This is a genomic window from Streptomyces cyaneus (assembly GCF_004028635.1).
In the GTDB taxonomy this organism is placed as follows: domain Bacteria; phylum Actinomycetota; class Actinomycetes; order Streptomycetales; family Streptomycetaceae; genus Streptomyces; species Streptomyces cyaneus.
In genome coordinates this window covers 1-20,410 of record NZ_ML138678.1, presented here as the reverse complement: position 1 = coordinate 20,410, position 20,410 = coordinate 1, and the positions used below count along the sequence as shown (strand labels likewise).

14 protein-coding genes are annotated in these 20,410 nt (G+C 69.4%); 6 read left to right on the top strand and 8 right to left on the bottom strand.

All coding sequences use genetic code 11. The features are described from left to right. The first annotated feature begins 12 nt into the window (after positions 1-12). A complete protein-coding gene (locus tag EHO50_RS00075) occupies positions 13-3,666 on the top strand; it encodes a hydantoinase B/oxoprolinase family protein (RefSeq protein ID WP_128427552.1) in 3,654 nt (1,217 codons plus the stop codon). Then, positions 3,647-4,252 (top strand): GTP-binding protein, encoded by a 606-nt coding sequence (locus tag EHO50_RS00070; RefSeq protein WP_128427550.1) that lies wholly within the window; start codon positions 3,647-3,649, stop codon positions 4,250-4,252. The genes EHO50_RS00075 and EHO50_RS00070 overlap by 20 nt, the downstream gene beginning before the upstream one ends. Before the next feature lie 127 nt (positions 4,253-4,379). Here EHO50_RS00070 and glpK read toward each other — a convergent pair whose 3' ends face one another. The 5 genes from glpK to EHO50_RS00045 all read right to left on the bottom strand — a co-directional run bounded on the left by glpK (position 4,380) and on the right by EHO50_RS00045 (position 10,554). Next, the gene (gene glpK, locus EHO50_RS00065; protein WP_128427548.1) at positions 4,380-5,891 is read right to left on the bottom strand and encodes a glycerol kinase GlpK; all 1,512 of its coding nucleotides are present in this window, start codon (positions 5,889-5,891) and stop codon (positions 4,380-4,382) included. 22 nt (positions 5,892-5,913) lie between these two features. Next, positions 5,914-6,639, bottom strand: coding sequence for an MIP/aquaporin family protein (locus EHO50_RS00060; RefSeq protein WP_128427545.1), 726 nt, complete (start codon positions 6,637-6,639; stop codon positions 5,914-5,916). Positions 6,640-7,122: 483 nt separating this feature from the next. Continuing rightward, positions 7,123-8,775 (bottom strand): GGDEF domain-containing protein, encoded by a 1,653-nt coding sequence (locus EHO50_RS00055; protein WP_128427543.1) that lies wholly within the window; start codon positions 8,773-8,775, stop codon positions 7,123-7,125. A gap of 166 nt (positions 8,776-8,941) precedes the next feature. After that, positions 8,942-10,132 (bottom strand): lipid-transfer protein, encoded by a 1,191-nt coding sequence (locus EHO50_RS00050; RefSeq protein ID WP_181449529.1) that lies wholly within the window; start codon positions 10,130-10,132, stop codon positions 8,942-8,944. Further along, complete coding sequence (locus tag EHO50_RS00045) at positions 10,129-10,554, bottom strand: Zn-ribbon domain-containing OB-fold protein (RefSeq protein ID WP_128428896.1); 426 nt, start codon at positions 10,552-10,554, stop codon at positions 10,129-10,131. Before EHO50_RS00045 ends, EHO50_RS00050 begins: the two co-directional genes overlap by 4 nt. Before the next feature lie 157 nt (positions 10,555-10,711). On the opposite strand from EHO50_RS00045, the gene EHO50_RS00040 reads away from it, so the two are divergent. Together EHO50_RS00040 and EHO50_RS00035 are read left to right on the top strand one after the other, a co-directional pair. Further along, complete coding sequence (locus EHO50_RS00040) at positions 10,712-11,518, top strand: M15 family metallopeptidase (RefSeq protein ID WP_128427537.1); 807 nt, start codon at positions 10,712-10,714, stop codon at positions 11,516-11,518. Between the two features lie 50 nt (positions 11,519-11,568). Further along, the gene (locus tag EHO50_RS00035; RefSeq protein WP_128427535.1) at positions 11,569-12,105 is read left to right on the top strand and encodes an NUDIX domain-containing protein; all 537 of its coding nucleotides are present in this window, start codon (positions 11,569-11,571) and stop codon (positions 12,103-12,105) included. A 2-nt stretch (positions 12,106-12,107) separates the two neighbouring features. Here the strand turns inward: EHO50_RS00035 and EHO50_RS00030 are convergent, their stop codons facing one another. Then, on the bottom strand, positions 12,108-14,474 hold the full coding sequence (locus EHO50_RS00030; protein WP_128427532.1) for a glycoside hydrolase family 31 protein: 2,367 nt from the start codon (positions 14,472-14,474) through the stop codon (positions 12,108-12,110). A gap of 211 nt (positions 14,475-14,685) precedes the next feature. Between EHO50_RS00030 and EHO50_RS00025 the strand changes: the two genes are divergently transcribed. Further along, on the top strand, positions 14,686-16,653 hold the full coding sequence (locus tag EHO50_RS00025; RefSeq protein ID WP_128427530.1) for an acetoacetate--CoA ligase: 1,968 nt from the start codon (positions 14,686-14,688) through the stop codon (positions 16,651-16,653). A 148-nt stretch (positions 16,654-16,801) separates the two neighbouring features. Then, positions 16,802-17,695 carry a hypothetical protein gene (locus EHO50_RS00020; protein WP_128427527.1) on the top strand — a complete coding sequence of 298 codons (894 nt, stop codon included), beginning with the start codon at positions 16,802-16,804 and terminating at the stop codon, positions 17,693-17,695. Between the two features lie 71 nt (positions 17,696-17,766). Here the strand turns inward: EHO50_RS00020 and ptsP are convergent, their stop codons facing one another. Together ptsP and EHO50_RS00010 are read right to left on the bottom strand one after the other, a co-directional pair. After that, positions 17,767-19,437, bottom strand: a complete 1,671-nt coding sequence (ptsP, locus tag EHO50_RS00015; protein ID WP_128427525.1) for a phosphoenolpyruvate--protein phosphotransferase — start codon at positions 19,435-19,437, stop codon at positions 17,767-17,769. A gap of 82 nt (positions 19,438-19,519) precedes the next feature. Next, the gene (locus EHO50_RS00010) at positions 19,520-19,969 is read right to left on the bottom strand and encodes a PTS sugar transporter subunit IIA (RefSeq protein WP_128427522.1); all 450 of its coding nucleotides are present in this window, start codon (positions 19,967-19,969) and stop codon (positions 19,520-19,522) included. Positions 19,970-20,410 lie beyond the last annotated feature (441 nt).

Here is a 20,410-nt window from a genome sequence, read left to right as displayed (position 1 = left end):
CGGGGTAGTGACGTGACAGGCTGGCAGTTCTGGGTCGACCGTGGCGGCACCTTCACGGACATCGTCGCGCGACGCCCGGACGGCCGTCTGCTGACCCACAAACTCCTGTCGGAGAACCCGGCGCGATACTCCGACGCGGCCGTCGCGGGCGTACGCGAACTGCTGGACGGCTCCCAGGACCAGCCCATCGAGGCGGTCCGAATGGGCACGACGGTCGCCACGAACGCCCTTCTCGAGCGCAAGGGCGAGCGAACCCTGCTGGTCATCACCCGCGGCTTCCGCGACGCCCTGCGCATCGCCTACCAGAACCGGCCCCGCATCTTCGCCCGCCGTATCGAGCTCCCCGAGCTGCTCTACGAACGAGTCGTCGAGATCGACGAACGCATCGCCGCCGACGGTACCGTCCTGCACGCTCCCGATCTGGACGCCCTCGCCGGGCCCCTTCGGGAGGCGTACGACGACGGGATCCGTGCCGTCGCCGTGGTCTGCATGCACAGCCACCTCCACCCCGCCCACGAACAAGCCGTCGGCGACCTCGCCGCCCGCATCGGGTTCCCGCAGATCTCGCTGTCCAGTGAGGTCAGCCCTCTGATGAAACTCGTCCCGCGCGGGGACACCGCCGTCGTCGACGCCTACCTCTCGCCCGTGCTGCGCCGCTACGTCCAGCACGTCGCCGACGAACTCGAAGGCGTACGGCTGATGTTCATGCAGTCCAACGGCGGTCTCGCCGAAGCCGGGCAGTTCCGCGGCAAGGACGCCATCCTCTCCGGCCCCGCCGGAGGCATCGTCGGCATGGCACGCATGTCGCAGCTCGCCGGCTTCGACCGCGTCATCGGCTTCGACATGGGCGGCACCTCCACCGATGTCTCGCACTTCGCCGGCGAGTACGAACGGGTCTTCACCACACAGATCTCCGGCGTCCGCCTGCGCGCCCCCATGCTGGACATCCATACCGTCGCGGCAGGCGGCGGCTCGGTCCTGCACTTCGACGGCTCCCGCTACCGCGTAGGGCCGGACTCGGCGGGCGCGGACCCGGGACCCGCCTGCTACCGGGGCGGCGGCCCGCTCGCGGTCACCGACGCCAACGTCATGCTCGGCCGCATCCAACCCACCCACTTCCCCAAGGTGTTCGGCCCCGAGGGTGACCAGCCCCTCGACAGCGACCTCGTCCGTGAGCGCTTCACCGCCCTCGCGCGCGACATCCGCGAGCAGACCGGCGACGACCGTACCCCCGAGCAGGTCGCCGAGGGCTACCTGCAGATCGCGGTCGCCAACATCGCCAACGCCGTGAAGCGGATCTCCGTCCAGAAGGGACACGACGTCACGCGCTACGCCCTCACCACCTTCGGTGGTGCGGGCGGCCAGCACGCGTGCATGGTCGCCGACTCGCTCGGCATCCGCACCGTCCTCGTCCCGCCCATGGCCGGCGTCCTCTCCGCGCTCGGCATCGGCCTCGCCGACACCACGGCCATGCGTGAACAGTCCGCCGAGGCACCCCTGGAGGCCACCTCCATGCCCGGTGTCCTGAAGACCGCGGACGACCTCGAATCCGCTGCCCGCACCGAACTCCTCGACGAGGGCGTCCCCGAGGACCACATCAAGGTCACCCGCCGCGCGCAACTCCGCTACGACGGCACCGACACCACCCTCATCGTCGAACTCACCGAGCCCGACAGGATGAGGCGCGCCTTCGAAGAACGTCATCGCGCCACGTACTCCTTCACCCTCGACCGCCCGATCGTTGTCGAAGCCCTCTCCGTCGAAGCCACTGGCATCACCGAACCCCCCGATCTCTCCGCTCTCGCCCCCTACGAAGCCACCCCTGAAGGCAGCCCGGCCACCCCGCAGACCGTCCGCCTCCACACGGGCGGCACCTGGCGCGACGTACCCCTCCACCGCCGCGAGGACCTGCCTCCCGGCCAGACCGTCACCGGCCCGGCGATCATCACCGAGGCCAGTGCGACGACCGTCGTCGACGACGGCTGGCAAGCCGCGACGACCGACGACGGGCATCTGGTCATGGAACGCGCGGCGATTACGCAGAGTTCCGAGATCGGCACAGAAGCCGACCCGGTTCTCCTCGAGGTCTTCAACAACCTCTTCATGTCCATCGCCGAACAGATGGGCGCCCGCCTCGAGTCCACCGCCCAGTCCGTCAACATCAAGGAACGCCTGGACTTCTCCTGCGCGCTCTTCGACCCGGACGGAAACCTGGTGGCCAACGCCCCGCACATCCCCGTCCACCTGGGCTCGATGGGCACCAGCGTCAAGGAGGTCATCCGACGCCGCGGCTCCCGGATGCGCCCCGGCGACACGTACGCCGTCAACGACCCGTACCACGGCGGCACCCACCTGCCCGACGTCACCGTGATCACCCCGGTCTTCGACACGGACAGCACAGCGAACACGGAGGGTGAGCCCGGAATCCTCTTCTACGTCGCCTCACGCGGCCACCACGCCGAGATCGGCGGCATCGCCCCCGGCTCCATGCCCGCCGACAGCAGCACCATCGAGGAGGAGGGAATCCTCTTCGACAACTGGCTGCTGGCCGACAATGGCCGCTTCCGCGAGGAGGAGACCCTGCGCCTGCTCACCGAGGCGCCCTACCCCTCCCGCAACCCGAAGACCAACCTCGCCGATCTGCGCGCCCAGATCGCGGCCAACCAGAAGGGCGTCGACGAAGTCGCCCGCATGATCGAGAACTTCGGCCTCGACGTCGTCCAGGCGTACATGCGGCACGTCCAGGACAACGCGGAGGAAGCAGTACGCGGCGTGATCGACGCCCTGGACGACGGCGAGTACGCCTACGAGACCGACTCCGGCGCCGTCATCCGGGTACGCGTGCGCGTGGACCGCGAGAACCGCTCCGCCACCGTCGACTTCACCGGCACCTCCCCCCAGCTGGCCACGAACTTCAACGCCCCCTTCTCGGTCGTCAACGCGGCAGTCCTGTACGTCTTCCGCACCCTGGTCGCCGACGACATCCCGCTCAACGACGGCTGCCTGCGCCCCCTCGAGATCATCGTGCCGCCCGGTTCCATGCTCGCTCCCGAACCCCCGGCGGCGGTCGTCGCGGGCAACGTGGAGACGTCCCAGGCGATCACCGGCGCCCTTTACGCCGCACTGGGCGTCCAGGCCGAGGGCTCCGGCACCATGAACAACGTCACCTTCGGCAACGAACGCCACCAGTACTACGAGACCGTGGCTTCCGGATCCGGCGCGGGCGACGGCTTCCCCGGCGCGCCCGTCGTACAGACCCACATGACCAACTCGCGGCTCACCGATCCCGAAGTGCTGGAGTGGCGACTGCCGGTACAGCTCGACGAGTTCGCCGTACGGCACGGCAGCGGCGGCGCCGGGCAATGGCGCGGCGGGGACGGCGCCGTGCGCCGCATCCGGTTCCACGAGCCCATGACCGTCTCCACGCTGTCCCAGCACCGCAGGGTCCCGCCGTACGGCATGGCGGGCGGCGACCCCGGCGCGCTGGGAGCCAACCGCATCGAACGCGCGGACGGGACCATCACCGAACTCGCCGGAAGCGACTCGGCCGACGTCGGCCCCGGCGACGTACTCGTCATCGAAACCCCCGGCGGCGGAGGCTACGGCCCACCGTCGCGCGACCCCCATCAAGCAGGAGAAGAGATCGATGATCTTCGGGCGTTCTGAGCGCGGGAAGCCTCCGGTCGAGCCCGTCACGCTCAAGATCCTGGTGGCCGGCGGCTTCGGCGTGGGCAAGACCACCCTCGTCGGCGCGGTCAGCGAGATCAGGCCGCTGCGTACCGAGGAACTGCTCACCGAGGCCGGGCGCCCGGTCGACGACACGAGCGGTGTCGAGGGCAAGCGCACCACCACCGTCGCCATGGACTTCGGCCGCATCACGCTGCGCGAGGACCTGGTGCTGTACCTCTTCGGCACGCCCGGCCAGGAGCGGTTCTGGTTCATGTGGGACGAGCTCTCGGAGGGCGCGCTCGGCGCCGTCGTCCTCGCCGACACCCGCCGTCTCGAGGACTGCTTCGCGGCCGTGGACTACTTCGAACGGCGCTCCATACCCTTCCTCGTCGGCGTCAACTGCTTCGAGGGAGCCGCCCGTTACCCGGCGGAGGACATCCGGCAGGCCCTCGATCTCGACGACGGCGTACCGCTGCTGCTGTGCGACGCCCGTGACCGGGAGTCCGTCAAGGAGACCCTCATCGGCGTCGTCCAGCACGCGATGGCCTACCAGGCGGACCGCCGTCAGACGGTGAGCACCTGAAGCCCGACGCAGGGGTGCGGCCCGTACCCCCGCCGACCGGGGTACGAGCCGCGGCTCAAGGGCACGCGCGCGTGGCTCGAGCGGAGCGCACGCACGCGTGCACCGATCACGGCTCTCGCCGTCTCCCTCAGTTGTCGCCGTCCTCCTGCCAGCCGAAGCTCTTCTCCACCGCCTTGTGCCAGTTGTGGTACTCGCGGTCACGCACGGCGGCAGTCATGGAGGGCGTCCACTCGGCGTCCTTCGCCCAGTGCGCCTTGAGCTCGTCCAGGTCGTTCCATACGCCCGTGGCCAGTCCTGCCGCGTAGGCGGCACCCAGACAGGTCGTCTCGGAGACCTTGGGCCGGATCACGGGCACGTCGAGCACATCCGCCTGGTGCTGCATGAGCAGGTTGTTCTTCGTCATGCCGCCGTCGACCTTCAGGGTCGTGATCTGCACCCCGGAGTCCTGATACATGGCGTCCACGACCTCGCGCGTCTGCCAGCTCGTCGCCTCCAGCACCGCCCGCGCGAGGTGCGCCTTGGTGACGTACCGCGTCAGTCCGGTGATGACACCGCGCGCGTCGGAGCGCCAATACGGGGCGAACAGGCCGGAGAAGGCGGGCACGATGTACGCGCCTCCGTTGTCCTCGACGCTTGCCGCCAGGGACTCGATCTCGTCGGCGGTGCGGATGATGCCGAGCTGGTCCCGGAACCATTGGACCAGCGCGCCCGTTATCGCTATCGACCCCTCCAAGCAGTACACGGGCGCCTCGCTGCCGATCTTGTAGCCCATGGTCGTCAGCAGCCCGCTCTTCGACGGCACCGGCCGGTTGCCCGTGTTGAGCAGCAGGAAGCTGCCCGTGCCGTACGTGTTCTTCGCCGTGCCCACGTCGTAGCAGGCTTGCCCGAACACTGCCGCCTGCTGGTCGCCCAGGGCCGAGGCGACCGGCACACCGGACAGCTGCCCGACAGCGGTGCCGTACACCTCGGCAGAGGACTTGATCTCCGGCAGGATGGCCTCGGGCACGTTCATGGCGGACAGGATCGAGGAGTCCCACTGCAGGCTCTCCAGGTTCATCAGCATGGTGCGCCCGGCGTTCGTCACGTCGGTGACGTGGTGCCCGCCGTCCGTGCCGCCGGTGAGGTTCCAGATCAGCCAGGAGTCGATGGTGCCGAAGGCGATCTCGCCACTTTCGGCGCGGGCCCTGAGGCCGGGCACGTTGTCCAACAGCCAGGCCGCCTTCGGGCCGGAGAAGTAGCTGGCCAGCGGCAACCCGGTCTGCTCGCGGAAACGATCCTGCCCATCCGAACCACCGAGTTGGTTGCACAGCGCCGCAGTACGCGTGTCCTGCCACACGATCGCGTTGTGCACCGGCTTGCCCGTCGCGCGGTCCCACAGGACCGTCGTCTCGCGCTGGTTGGTGATGCCCAGGGCGCTGAGCTGGTCGGCGCGCAGCCCCGCCTTGGCGATCGCCCCGGCGACCACGGCCTGCACCTTGGACCAGATCTCCGTGGCGTCGTGCTCCACCCAGCCGGGCTTGGGGAAGATCTGGCGGTGCTCGCGCTGGTCGACGGCCACGATGGCGCCGTCCTGGTTGAAGATGATGCAGCGGCTCGAGGTCGTGCCCTGGTCGATAGCGGCGACGAACTTGTCCGTCATGACGTCCCCTTCGTCGGTTCCTTCAGAAGGCTGCGTTGAAGATGAGCCCGGACAGCACACCGCCGATCAGCGGTCCCACCACCGGGATCCACGCGTAACCCCAGTCCGAGGTGCCCTTGTTGGGGATCGGGAGCAGGGCGTGGACGATGCGAGGGCCCAGGTCACGGGCCGGGTTGATGGCGTATCCGGTGGGACCACCGAGCGACAGACCGATGCCGACCACCAGGAACGAGACGATCAGAATCGCGGTGCCGGACACGCCGAGCCCCTTGGTCAGGCCGAAGGCGAGGATCGGCAGCACCAGCGCGATCGTCGCGATGATCTCGGTGATGAGGTTGGCCACGACATTGCGGATCGCGGGCGCGGTGGAGAAGATCCCGAGGGTTGGCTGAGCGATGTCCTCGTCGGCGTTGGCCTGGAACTGCGCGAAGTAGACCAGCCAGCACAGCACCGCACCGAGGATCGCGCCGACCATCTGGCCGGCGATGTAGATGTGGACCTTGTCCCATTCCCCGGTGTCGATGGCGATACCGATCGTCACGGCCGGGTTGAGCTGTCCGCCGGACAGCGGTGCCGCGGTGTATGCGCCGGCCATCACGCCGAATCCCCAGCCGAACGCGATGACGACCCACCCCGCGTCCTTCGCCTTCGAATAGTTGAGTACGACGGCGGCGACGACTCCGGCCCCGAAGAGGATCAGGATCGCGGTTCCGATGACCTCACCGAGGAATATGTCTCCGTTGCTCATGGCGGCTCCTAGGGCCTGGCCGGGACGATCGGCCCCGGTTCTCCGTGCGGGGTGCGTTTCCCACGGCGACTTCAGCCGAAGGCAGGGAGGTCCCGCGCCCCGCCCGGCGTCCGTGACGAGCGTGCCGTCGCAGCCGACTCGCCCGTGGGGGAAGGGAGCCATGGTCCAGGTGGAACCGCGCGGCGCAGTGCGTGGATACGCCGAGAATGTACGGCGATGTCGACCGACACCGGGAAGTGTTCACCGGCGTCCAGGGGGCGTCAAGGTCGCCGACGCCAATGGTTGGGGGCGCACCGACGGGTCCTGGACCGTCGCCCACGCGGCTCGTGGCACGCCCGATCGGAGGTGGGACGGACTCCGAGGCTCTGCTGAGGCCGGCGGGGAGGCCAGTTCCCGCTGAACCCGGCAGGGGTCGAAGACCATGGCTGTGGTGAGGCCGCACGGACGCCCTTCGGCCTCCGACGACCTCGTAGGGAAAGCGTCTCACCCCCTGCTCGGGTCCGCCACCGCCCACTCGGCCGGGGCCGTCGCCGCCTCCTCCCCACGCAGGACCTCGTGCCCGGACAGCCCCGCGCGGCCCAGCACCCAGCTCGCCCCGCTCAGTGACTTCGCGGCCTTCTTCAGCGGGGCCAGACAGGCGGCCGCCTGGCGGTGGTCCGTCACGCTCCCGGCCTCGCACAGGACCGTGGCCAGGGAAAGCGTGACGGGACGGCCACCTGCGGACCAGGGCGCGTCCAGCACGGAAGCGGCCAGCGGATTGAGCCCCTCCGGATCCGCGAGCACCAGGAAGTCGTCTCCGCCGATGTGCCCCACACGGGTACTGCCGGACGCCGCGTGCTGCAGCGCCCGTCCGACCGACCGGATCAGCTCGTCGCCCGCCGCGAACCCGGCCCCGTCGTTGACCTGCTTGAAGTGGTCCACATCCAGCCAACTCAGCGCGAACGTCCGTCCGTCCGCGATCCGCCGGTCCACCTCATCGGTGATCGCGTCCGAACCGGGCAGCCGCGTCAGCGGATTGAGCCCCGCGGCCTCCTCGACCCGGGTCTCGGCGAGGGCCCGTACGAGGTCCGCGAGCCGTACGACGCCCACGCACCGGCCGTACCGGTCGACCACGGCCACATCGTCCGAGGTACGGTCCCGGTCGCCGACCGCGACCACGTCAAGCACCTCCCACGCGGTGGCGTCGACGCCCACCGTGCGCGGCGGATCCCCCAGCTTGGCCGCCGGCCGGTCGGCATACAGGGCATGGCCGTACCGCCCCGACATCGACAGCAGGAACCGGGAGCGGTGCACCGACCGCACCGGGACGCCGTTCCTGTCCACCAGCAGCACCCCGGACACGTCCGGCGAACCGGTCAGCAGCGCTCGCACCTGGCCCGCGGACGCGGTGGCGGGCAGCAGTGCGGCCGGCCGCACGAACTCCCGCACCGACGGCCCCGAGCGCGGCGTCACCGCCAGTCCGGGGGAGCGTGGCGGAACGTATACCTCCGCTGCAGGCAGCCGTGCCGGTGGAGCGAACAACTCACCCTGAGCCAGTTGCGCGCCGGCCGACCGTGCGGACGCGCACTGCAGTTCCGTCTCCACGCCCTCGACGCACAGGAGCGCTCCCAACTGCTCGCACAGCGTCCGCATCCCCCGCACCGCCGCCGGCCGAGGGAGCAGGGACGCGTCGAGTTTCACCAGGTCCGGTGTCATGTCGGTGAGCAACCGCAGCGGCACGTCCCCGTCGCCGATGCCGTCCGCGCTGATCCGGAACCCCTGGTCCCGCAATGCGCCGATGGCCTCCAGTAGCGCGTGCTGGGGCACGTGCGTGTACGGCGGACCGACGTCGATCGTCACCTCCCACGGCAGCCGCCCCGCAGCGCGCACGGCGTCGTGCAGCGGTGTCAGTCCGCCCAGGTCGGCGAGGGTGCCGGCGAAAACGTTGACGTACAGCGGCAGTAAGGTCTCCTTGCGAGCCGCCGTACGGAACGCCAACACGGCGAGTTGGCCGTCGAGTTCGGGATCGCGGCGGGCCTCGGCCAGGACGTCGCCGGTCTCCGGGCGGGCGAGTATCTCCAGCCCCGCGACTCCTCCGGTCGTCAGATTGACCACCGGCTGAAAAGCGAAGCGGAGAGTATCCGTCCAGGAGGGCACGGGAGCATGATCTCGCCGCCGGCAGAGGCCCGAGCCCAGTTCATGAGACGTTCACGCAGCATTCCGGGTGGGTCACACAGCGTAGACAGGCCTCACCTTCCTTGCTCGTACGACGGCGACACCACGCTCGTAGAGCCGAACGCTCGTGTCCGTAGCACCGCCGCGATCACCGCACCGCGATCACCGCCGAGCCGTGCCCGAACAGCCCCTGATTCGCCGCGATCCCCACATGCGCCCCGGCGACCTGCCGGTCACCGGCGGTGCCCCTCAACTGCCAGGTGAGTTCGCATACTTGGGCGATCGCCTGGGCCGGCACCGCCTCTCCGAAGGAGGCCAGCCCGCCGCTCACATTCACGGGTATGCGTCCCCCCAGCGCCGTCGCACCCTCCCGCAGCAGCTTCGCAGCCTCTCCCGCGCCGCACAGCCCCAGATCCTCGTACCACTGCAACTCCAGGGCCGTGGACAGGTCGTACGCCTCCGCGAAAGAGAGTTCCTCGGGGCCGATGCCCGCTTCCTCGTAGGCCGCGCGCGCGATCGACTCCCGGAACGTCTCGGCCGCCGGTTGCACCGCCACCAAGGAGTCCGTCGCCATGTCGGGCAGATCCAGGACGGTGTTGGGGTACCGCGGCGTCACGGTGGACACCGCCCGGATCCGCACCGGATCCCGGGCCCCGTGCCGACGCGCGAACTCCATGCCGGCCAGCACGAGCGCCGCCCCACCGTCCGAGGTCGCGCAGATGTCGAGCAGCCGCAGCGGATCGGCGACCACCGCAGAGGCGGCGACCTCCTCGGCGGTGACCCGCTTGCGGTAGCGCGCATACGGATTGAGCGCACCCAGTGCGGAGTTCTTCACCTTGACCTGCGCGAAGTCCTCGGGTGTGTCCCCGTGCACGGCCATCCGCCGGCGCGCGTACAGCCCGAAGTACGCCGGATTGGTCGCACCGAGGACGCGGAAACGCAGCCAGTCCGGATCGTCGGGCCGGTCACCGCCCGCGGGCCGGAAGAAGCCCTTGGGGGCCGCATCGGCGCCCACTACGAGCACCACGTCGGCGAGCCCCGAAAGTATCTGTGCCCGAGCGGTGTTGACGGCCTGCGCCCCGGACGCGCACGCCGCGTACACGCTCGTGACCCGGGCGCCCTGCCAGCCCAGCGCCTTCGCGAACGTGGCCCCGGCGACATACCCCGGATAGCCGCCTCGCACTGTGTCCGCACCGACGATCGACCCGATGTCCCGCCACTCCAGTCCCGCATCGGCGAGTGCCGCGCGGGCCGCCGCGGCCCCGTACTCGACGAAACTGCGCCCCCACTTGCCCCAGGGATGCATGCCCGCGCCGAGCACCGCCACCTCTTCCGTCATTCCGCCACCCCCGTCGGCCGCCACTGCCAGGTCGTCCAGATCGTCTCCGCGTCCTCATGGAGCACGCCGGGAACGACCTCCACCTCCATGCCCACCGTCAGATCGGCGACGGTGACCCCGGGAACCGCCTGCCCCAGCACCACGAGGCCTTCGGACTCCAGCTCCACAGCGATCAACGCGTACGGCTCCCACGGAAGTTCCGGATCGGTCACATAGGGTGACGGAGGTCGATACCGGCTGTCCGTGTACGACCAGACGCGCCCGAGCCGCGACAGCGGAACCTCCTCCAGATCGCCGCCCGCGCAGCCCGGGTTGCGGCAGTGGGCGTCCTCGCGCGGAAAGAAGACCGAGGTGCAGTTCGAGCAACGGGTGCCGAGGAGCCGGAAGTCGTCCCCGTCACCGGCGAACCACCCGGCGACCACAGGCGTGCGCGTGCGTGGCATAGCCCCTCCTGGCAACAGATCTGACGGGACGTCAGAAGTGTGCCACGGGCAACCGGAAACCGGCAGGACGGCCTTACGGGTGGACTGCATCCGATCACTTCCCCGGCGGAACACATTCCTGATAGATGCAAAAGACATGACACGACTCTCGACCGCGGTACGAGGACTGGTCACCACGCTCGCCACCGTGCTGGCCGTGACCGTCGCCCCCCACGCCGCCCAGGCGAAGACCGAGCCCAAAGCGCCGAAGGACTTCGTGGCGCTGAGAACCGTGGACCCCACCATCGTTCAGGAGATGCGGTACTTCACCCCCCACAACTTCGTGGGCGAGCGCATCGACGGCTACCGACAGCCCCTCTGCATCCTCACCCGACCCGCCGCCGAAGCGCTCCACAAGGCTCAGAAGCAGCTGTTGCGCCAGGGCTACACGCTCAAGGTGTACGACTGCTACCGGCCGCAGCGCGCCGTCGACCATTTCGTGCGCTGGGCCGAGGACCTCGACGACCAGACCACGAAGGACGAGTTCTACCCGAACGTCGACAAGACCCGTCTGTTCGTGGACGGTTACATCGCCGAGAAATCCGGCCACAGCCGCGGCTCGACCATGGACCTGACGATCGTCCGGCTGCCCGCAAAGCCCACCAGGCCGTACGTCCCAGGAGAGCCCCTTGTGCCCTGCTACGCACCCCAGGGCGAGCGCTTTCCCGACAACTCCGTCGACATGGGCACCGGCTTCGACTGCTTCGACACCCTCTCCCACACCCTCGACCAGCGCATCCAGGGCGAACAGCGCGCCAACCGGCTGCTGCTCAAGAGCACCCTCGAAGCCCTCGGGTTCGTGAACCTCGCCGAAGAGTGGTGGCACTACACCTACAAGCCGGAGCCCTATCCGGACACCTACTTCGACTTCCCGGTCTCCAGGAAATCCCTTACACGGCAGTAGTGACCGGCCCCCGGAAGACGCCCTTCCACTGATCGGATACAGTCCGCCGCGTGTCCGAAACTCAGCACTCCGCCCCCAACTCCGCTGCAGACTCCCATTGTTCGAGCTGCGGCGCGCCCTACGGAGAGGGCGTCTCCGGCTGGCCCCGCACCTGCCCGGCGTGCGGCACCGTGGCTTACCGCAACCCGCTTCCGGTAGCGATCGCACTCCAGCCCGTGTACGACACGAAGGGCACCGCCCTGGTCGTCATCACCCGAACCGTTGCCCCCGCGCGCGGAGGCATCGCCCTGCCCGGCGGCTACATCGACGACCGTGAGGACTGGCGGCAGGCCGTCGTCCGCGAACTCAAGGAAGAGACCGGCATCGATGCGGCCGGCCGCGACGTACGCCTCGTCGACGCGATGAGCTCTCCCGACGGGCATCTGCTGCTGTTCGGCCTCCTGCCGGAACGGCCCGCCGACCGCCTGCCGACGTCGGCCGCCACGGACGAGACCGAAGGCTGGCACCTCCTGCGCAGGCCGGAGGAACTGGCCTTCCCGCTGCACACGCTGGCCGTCCGGGCGTTCTTCGAGGGCCGCTACGTCTGACCTCAACGCTCGCCGAGCCCTCGTATGCGCACCGGATGAGGTGACGGGATCACGCCGTCATCAAGCTCCCGCTCGACGACCAGCTTCCGGCCCTCCCAGCGGGTGACGTAACGCTCGATCTCCGGTTCGTCCCAGCCGTCACCCGCATCCGGCACCACCAGCCCGCCCCCGGTACGTCCCTGGGCGGGCGCCCACACCTCCAGTTCCAGCCCGCCGTCGTCCCCTCGTACGGGGACGACGGCGCCCGAGCGCGCGAGCACCGGGATCCGAGACAGGGGTGCGTCGACGAGAACCTGCCCCGGCCCCTCGTACACCTGCTCCGTCGCCGTGTCGTACCAGCGTCCGCGGGGCAGCTGTACCGCTCGCCGGTCCGCTCCCGGATCCAGCACCGGCGCGATCAGAAGGCAGTCGCCCAGCAGAAACGCATCCTCACAGTCGCGCAGCGCGCGGTCGTCGGGCGCCGACCACCACAGCGGACGTACATAAGGCGCCCCGGTGTGCCGGGCCAGATGCGCCAGCGTCACGAAGTACGGCAGCAGCCTCCGACGCTCGACGAGCGCTACGCGCGCGTGCTCCAGCACCTCGGAGCCGAATTCCCACGGTTCCCTGCGCCCCGCGCGCAGACTCGCGTGCGTGCGGAACAGCGGTAGATACGCGGCCAACTGGAACCACCGCAGATACAACTCCGGCGCCGGACTCCCGTCGAAGCCGCCGACGTCCGGCCCCGAGTACGGCACCCCGCACAGCCCGAGCCCCATCACCAGCGACAGCGACGCTCGCAGCCCGGGCCAGCCCGTGGCCACGTCCCCGGACCAGGTCCCCCCGTAGCGCTGCATGCCGGCCCATCCGGAGCGCGAGAAGACGAAGGGCCGCTCCTCGGGCGCCAGTTCGCGAACGCCCTCGTAGCCTGCCCTCGCCATGCACAGGCCATAGACGTTGTGCGTCTCCCGATGGTCACCGCCCCGCCCCTCGAGGGAGTGCCGGGCCGAACGCGGCAGCGTCGACTCCCCGAAGGCGGCGAACGAGGTCGGCTCGTTCATGTCATGCCAGAAACCCGAGAACCCCTGTGCCAGCCGCTCCTCGTAGAGGCCACCCCACCACTGCCGCACGCGCGCGTGCGTGAAGTCCGGGAAGACCGCCTCCCCGGGCCAGACCACTCCCCGCACGAGCTGCCCCGAGGCGTCCCTGACGAACGCGTCTTCGGCCGTCCCGCTGTCGTACACGGCATTGCCCGGCGCGGCCTTGACCGCAGGGTCGACGATCGACACCAGGCGGATGCCGTCCCGCCGCAACTCCTCGGCGAGCTGCGGCAGCTTGGGGAAGCCCTCCTGGTCGACCGTGAACACCTGGTGCTCGTCGTAGTGGTCGATGTCCAGATGGACCGCGTCCAGCGGCAGGTCCCGCTCCTGGTAGCCCGAAGCGATCCGCCGCACCTCCTGCTCGCTGCCGAAGCCCCACCGCGCGTGATGGTGCCCCAGCGCCCACGCGGGCGGCAGTGCCGCCGCACCGGTGAGAGACGCCCAGACGAGCAGCACGCGCGCGGGAGTGCCCACCATCACCCAGCAGCGCAGCGGACCGCCGTCCATCCGCAGTTCGCTGGTCCCCGCCCGGTCATGCCCTGAGCCGGCACCTTCCTCGCCCTGCCGCAGCGTCACCGTGCCGTCCCACGACGTGTCGTGGAACATCAGGTGAGTGCCCGCATCGGCCACCACCAGCTGCACGGGCATGGTGATGTACAGGGGGTCGTCGCCAGGGCCGAAGGCGCGGCCGGGGTCGGTGTTCCACAGCCGGTACTTTCCGTCTTTCAGCCGAGGCCCCGACGCCCGTCCCCCGAGCCCGAAGAAGCGTGCGTCCGCGGCCACCTCCGACCGCTGCATCCACCGTGCCGCCCCACCGTCCACGGGCTCCCACCAACGCGGCGGCAGATCACGGCGGAGCGTCACTCCACCGGGCGTTTGCACCTCCACCGTGCCGTGCCGCGAGATGACGAGGGTCACCCGCTCGGCCACGACCCGCCAGCCACCGTCCTTGTCGGGCTCCAGCATCGCCCGGGGATCCGGTTCCGGGCAGCGGCCCGCGAGCGCGTACGACGGTTCGGGAGCTGCCCCGTCCCAGCCCCAGAAGACGGCGCCGTTCGCGGCGACGGTGATGCGCAGCTCGGACCGGCTGAACCGGATGACACCGCCGCCCGGACCGGGCCGCACCTCCTGCACGGGCCCGGGCACCCGAGCCCGCTCGGCGCCCCGAGGCGGCAACCCCGCGGCGTCGACACGCCTCCGGCGCCACGCCGCCCGTACGGTACGCAACCCCTGGGCCGCTCCCACAGAACCGACCACCTTCATCGAACGCACCAGGTCACGACCGTCCATGCTGCTCAGCCTGCCATTGACCGCCCCACACACGCGTGCCGTTCAACTGCCGTTCACCTGTGCCGGGACCACATCTTCACGACACGGACTGTGTGGGGCGCACCCTGGTGCAGAAGTCGATCACATGGCATCGTCCGTGTCATCCGCGTCACGCGCACACCCCGCCGTGCGCGGAGGACGCACACGACGCGCACAGTCCGGGAGCCGCCCCATGTCGACCGTGAACCCCCAGCCGCTCTGGCAGCCAGATCCGGAACGCATCGCCCAGGCTCGGGTCAGCAAGTTCCAGGCTTGGGCCGCCGAAAGCCACGGCGCACCCGCCGAGGGCGGCTACGCGGCCCTGCACCGCTGGTCGGTCGACGAGCTGGACACTTTCTGGAAAGCCGTCACGGAGTGGTTCGACGTACGCTTCTCCACCCCCTACGCGCGCGTGCTGGGCGACCGCTCGATGCCCGGCGCCGAGTGGTTCCCCGGCGCGGCCCTGAACTACGCCGAGCACGCCCTGCGCGCCGCCGCGACCCGTGCTGAGGAACCCGCCCTCCTGTACGTCGACGAATCCCACCAGCCCAGCCCCGTGACCTGGTCCGAGCTACGCCGCCAGGTCGGCTCCCTCGCCGCCGAGCTGCGCGCCCTCGGCGTACGCCCCGGAGACCGCGTCAGCGGCTACCTCCCGAACATCCCGCAGGCCGTCGTCGCCCTCCTCGCCACCGCCGCAGTCGGCGGCGTATGGACCTCCTGCGCCCCCGACTTCGGCGCCCGCAGCGTCCTCGACCGCTTCCAGCAGGTCGAACCGGTCGTCCTGTTCACCGTCGACGGCTACCGCTACGGCGGCAAGGAGCACGACCGCCGCGACACCGTCGCCGAACTGCGCCGCGAGCTGCCCACCCTGCGCGCCGTGGTGCACATTCCCCTGCTCGGCACCGAGGCCCCCGAAGGCGCACTGGAGTGGTCGGCCCTCACCGCCGCCGACGAGGAACCCGTCTTCGACCAGGTGCCCTTCGACCACCCCCTGTGGGTGCTCTACTCCTCCGGCACCACCGGCCTCCCCAAGGCCATCGTCCAGTCCCAGGGCGGCATCCTCGTCGAGCACCTCAAACAACTCGGCCTGCACTGCGACCTGGGCCCCGAAGACCGCTTCTTCTGGTACACGTCGACGGGCTGGATGATGTGGAACTTCCTCGTCTCCGGCCTCCTCACCGGCACCACGATCGTCCTCTACGACGGCAGCCCGGGCTATCCCGACACGGGCGCCCAATGGCGAGTCGCCGAACGCACGGGAGCCACCCTCTACGGCACCTCGGCCGCGTACGTCATGGCCTGCCGCAAGGCCGACGTGCACCCTGCACGCGACTTCGACCTCACCAAGGTGCAGTGCGTCGCCACCACCGGCTCACCCCTGCCGCCCGACGGGTTCCGCTGGCTGCACGACGAGGTCCGCGACGACCTCTGGATCGCCTCCGTCAGCGGCGGCACGGACGTGTGCTCCTGCTTCGCTGGAGCCGTGCCCACCCTGCCGGTGTACGTCGGCGAGCTCCAAGCGCCCAGCCTGGGCACCGACCTGCAGTCCTGGGACCCCAGCGGCAAACCCCTCGTCGACGAGGTGGGCGAGCTCGTCGTCACCAACCCCATGCCGTCCATGCCGATCTACTTCTGGAACGACCCCGACGGCAGCCGGTACCACGACAGCTATTTCGACACATACCCCGCCGTATGGCGCCACGGCGACTGGATCACCGTCACCTCACGCGGCTCCGTCGTCATCCACGGACGCTCCGACTCGACACTCAACCGCCAGGGCGTGCGCATGGGTTCGGCCGACATCTACGAAGCCGTGGAGCGCCTCCCCGAGATCAAGGAATCCCTCGTCATCGGCATCGAGCAGCCCGACGGCGGCTACTGGATGCCCTTGTTCGTGCACCTGGCCCCCGGAGCCGTGCTCGACGAGACCCTCCTGAGCCGAATCAAGCAGACCATCCGCGAACAGCTCTCACCACGTCACGTCCCAGACGAGATCATCGAGGTCCCCGGCGTCCCACACACCCTCACCGGCAAGCGCATCGAGGTCCCGGTCAAGCGCCTTCTCCAGGGCACACCGCTGGAAAAGGCAGTCAACCCGGGCTCCATCGACAACCTCGACCTTCTGCACTTCTACGAGCAGCTCGCCCGCAAGCGAGCCTGACGGGAGTCATGTGCAGGTCACGGTGTCGGAGCCGCTGTGACCTGCGTGAGCTCGCCTTGCCCAGCTCTTTGTCCCCTTGCACAGACGGCGTTGTCAGTGCTCACGGTTACTGTGAGTGAGCATTGATCGACTGCGCACAGGGGGAGACATGGTGCACACCGACCACCAGACGATGCGACGCATCCTGCGCCGCGAGATCGCCGGCACGATCGGCCTGCTGACCGACGAGCACGATTTCCGTGCCATGCGGCGCTACCGCAGCTTCACGTTCGACGACCACAAGATCTATCTGCAACAGATGGAGGCCCTCCTCAGGACACGGGCCTCCCAAGGCAGCCATACGACGATCGCCCTCTTCGACCCGGACGAATACGCCGAGTTCTGCGCGGAAACGGGCCTCGACCCCGACATCCCGTCGAGCCGCACCCGCTTCACCGCCGAACTCGCGGCCACCGGACCCACCGTCCCCTACGAGGGCCAGTCCCTCGCAGACCTCGTCCCGGCCCTCGTCGACGAAGCCGTCCGACAAGCCACGTGGGAGTACGCGTCCACACTCCTGGCACGACTCGGCGCCTGCGCCACCTGCGGCGAGGACATCGGCCGTGCGGCCTTCACCCGTGCATCGAACCTCCTCGTCCGCATCCTGGATACGGCCCAGCCGGGCAACCGACACCTCGTCTGCAGCGTCACGGGGCCCCCGGAAACACTTGTCGCGGTCCTGCACGCCGACGAAGACGCCCAGGGCGCCACCCACCTCGACGAGGCCGAAGCCCTGGAGTTCACGACCGTCCTGGCCCTCGGCATCGCCACCCAGAGCCCCGGTGGACTCGTGATGCGGACCAGCGCCCCCGACACATCCGACCGTATCTACGGATGGCGCCTGCGCGGAGACGGGCTGGAACCCCTCACCGCGGGCGAGGTATTCGACGCCTACTGCACCGACATCGAGTCCGGCGACCTCATCTCCCCGGAATCAGGCGTCGACTACTGCGTGCCACCGGATCTCGGAAGTGAGGAAGCGCCGCCGGGACACCACCACTGAACGCCGGAGGGGCGCCCCACCCGCAGGTGGAGCGCCCCTCACAAACCGGCGTGCCGGCCGTCCCGCATCGGCTACTCGCCGGACAACACCGCCTGAGCCGCATTGCGCGCCTCCTCGGCGCTGTCCGTCGCCCGCGCAGCCGCAGCGGCACGCTCGCACTGCGCCAGCGTGTACTTCGCCAGCGTCGCCCGGACATAGGGAATCGACGCCGAACCCATGGACAGGGAGGTCACACCCAGACCGGTCAGCACACACGCCAGCAGCGGATCGGACGCCGCCTCACCACAAACGCCACAGCTCTTGCCCTCGGCCTTCGCCGCCTCGGCGGACAGCGCGACCAAGTCGAGCAGAGCGGGCTGCCACGGGTCCTGCAGCCGGGACACCGCACCCACCTGACGGTCTGCGGCGAAGGTGTACTGCGCGAGGTCGTTCGTTCCCAGCGACAGGAACTCGACCTCCTGCAGAATCGAACGCGCCCGCAGCGCGGCCGACGGAATCTCCACCATCGCACCGAACTTCGCCTGCAGCCCGGCCGCACGGCACGCGTCGGCGAACGCCTTCGCATCGGCACGGTCCGCCACCATCGGGGCCATGACCTCGAGGTAGACGGGAAGCCCCTCCGCCGCCTTCGCCAGTGCCGTCAGCTGGGTGCGCAGCACCTCGGGGTGGTCCAACAGCGTCCGCAGACCGCGCACACCCAGCGCCGGGTTCGGCTCATCGGCCGGCGTCAGGAAGTCCAGCGGCTTGTCCGCGCCCGCGTCCAGCACACGTACGACGACACGACCCTCGGGGAAGGCCTCGAGAACCTGCCGATAGGCCTCGACCTGCTTCTCCTCCGACGGCGCCTTCTTACTGTCGTCGAGGAAGAGGAACTCGGTACGGAACAGACCGACACCTTCAGCGCCCGCCTCAACAGCGGCCGGGACGTCGGACGGACCCCCGACATTGGCCAGCAGCGGCACCTTGTGGCCGTCGGCGGTGGCACCCGGACCCGTCGACGCCGCGAGCGCGGCCTTGCGCGCGGCCGCAGCCGCCTCCAGCTCCGCCTTCTTCTCCTCGCTCGGGTTCACGAAGATGTCGCCGGTGCTGCCGTCCACGGCGATGACCGTGCCCTCGGCGAGCTCACCGGCACCCGGCAGCGCGACCACGGCCGGCACACCGAGCGCCCTCGCCAGAATCGCGCTGTGACTGGTCGGCCCGCCCTCCTCGGTGACAAAGCCGAGAACGAGGGTCGGGTCCAGCAGGGCCGTATCCGCCGGGGCGAGATCGCGCGCCACAAGGACATAGGGCTCGTCGCTGTCCGGGACACCCGGCATCGGGACCCCGAGCAGACGAGCGACGATACGATTCCGCACGTCGTCGAGGTCAGCCACGCGACCGGCAAGGTACTCGCCGGCACCCGCCAGCAGCTCGCGGTACGCGGCGAAAGCGTCGTACACGGCGCGCTCGGCCGTGCTGCCGACGGCGATACGCCGGTCCACATCCGCCATCAGCTCAGGGTCCTGGGCCATCATGGCCTGTGCCTCGAGCACCGCCTGGGCTTCGCCCCCAGCCAGATTGCCGCGCGCCATCAGGTCGGCTGCCACAGCCTCCACGGCCTTACGAGCGCGCCCCTGTTCACGCTCCGCTTCCTCGGCCGGAATCTGCTTGGCAGGCGGCTCGAGGACCGCCGTTCCCATGTGCCGAACCTCGCCGATCGCCACACCGTGACTCACGCCGACGCCTCGCAGCGTTGTCTCCATCTCACCCGTCTCCGTTAGTGCGGCGGGTCCCGCCGCCGCGGTGGTTGTCGTGCCTACTTGCCGCCATACGACGGCGCCGACCTCACTTCCAGAGGAAGAGACTGTCGCCGGCCTTCACATCGCCGTCGTCACGCAGATCGGAGAGGGCCTCGGCCGTGGCCTCGAGGGCCACGATCGGGCACACCGGGGACTTACCGGCTGCCTCGACGGCTACCGGGTTCCAGCGCACGATGCCCTGGCCGCGCGTCACGGTGTCGCCCTTGTTCACGAGGAGTTCGAAACCCTCGCCGTTGAGCTGCACGGTGTCGATACCGAGATGAGTGAGCACACCGTGCCCCTGCTCGTCGACAACGACAAAGGCGTGCGGGTGGAGAGAGACGATGACTCCGTCCACGGGCGATACGGCTTCGGAGGGTTCACGAACTGGGTCGATCGCGGTGCCCGGGCCGACCATGGCCCCGGAGAAGACCGGATCCGGCACGGATGCCAGTCCGACGGCGCGTCCTGCCAGTGGGGACGTCACGGTGGTCATGGGAAGCCTCCCAGGGGTGGAGATCGATATGGGCCGTCGCTGCCTGTGCGGGCGGCACACTGTTCAGCAGGGTATGTCACATGAAGTGCAGGTTCCGCGCGAGCACTTCGGAGTGGTCTAGACCATACCTCAAACCGATTTGCACCCGCTCCGCGGCCGCGTGTACAGTCGTACTCCTGCTTGGGGCTGAGCGACGCGATACGCGTCCAGGCCTGGCAGCACCCAAACTTGTCAGATCCTATCTCGGGGTCACCTTCTGCATGTCCGCAGAACGGTGGTCAGAGAGCCGGAAAAACACTGATAGAGTTTGGAACACCGAAGGGAAGCGCCCGGAGGAAAGCCCGAGAGGGTGAGTACAAAGGAAGCGTCCGTTCCTTGAGAACTCAACAGCGTGCCAAAAATCAACGCCAGATATGTTGATACCCCGTCTCCGGCCATCAG

What these genes read in the sequence shown, in the direction of transcription:
- EHO50_RS00070 (WP_128427550.1), top strand. Translation starts at nt 3,647, where the DNA reads ATGATCTTCGGGCGTTCTGAGCGCGGGAAGCCTCCGGTCGAGCCCGTC.
- glpK (WP_128427548.1), bottom strand. Translation starts at nt 5,891, where the DNA reads ATGACGGACAAGTTCGTCGCCGCTATCGACCAGGGCACGACCTCGAGC.
- EHO50_RS00060 (WP_128427545.1), bottom strand. Translation starts at nt 6,639, where the DNA reads ATGAGCAACGGAGACATATTCCTCGGTGAGGTCATCGGAACCGCGATC.
- EHO50_RS00050 (WP_181449529.1), bottom strand. Translation starts at nt 10,132, where the DNA reads ATGACGGAAGAGGTGGCGGTGCTCGGCGCGGGCATGCATCCCTGGGGC.
- EHO50_RS00040 (WP_128427537.1), top strand. Translation starts at nt 10,712, where the DNA reads ATGACACGACTCTCGACCGCGGTACGAGGACTGGTCACCACGCTCGCC.
- EHO50_RS00030 (WP_128427532.1), bottom strand. Translation starts at nt 14,474, where the DNA reads ATGGACGGTCGTGACCTGGTGCGTTCGATGAAGGTGGTCGGTTCTGTG.
- EHO50_RS00025 (WP_128427530.1), top strand. Translation starts at nt 14,686, where the DNA reads ATGTCGACCGTGAACCCCCAGCCGCTCTGGCAGCCAGATCCGGAACGC.
- EHO50_RS00020 (WP_128427527.1), top strand. Translation starts at nt 16,802, where the DNA reads ATGGTGCACACCGACCACCAGACGATGCGACGCATCCTGCGCCGCGAG.
- ptsP (WP_128427525.1), bottom strand. Translation starts at nt 19,437, where the DNA reads ATGGAGACAACGCTGCGAGGCGTCGGCGTGAGTCACGGTGTGGCGATC.
- EHO50_RS00010 (WP_128427522.1), bottom strand. Translation starts at nt 19,969, where the DNA reads ATGACCACCGTGACGTCCCCACTGGCAGGACGCGCCGTCGGACTGGCA.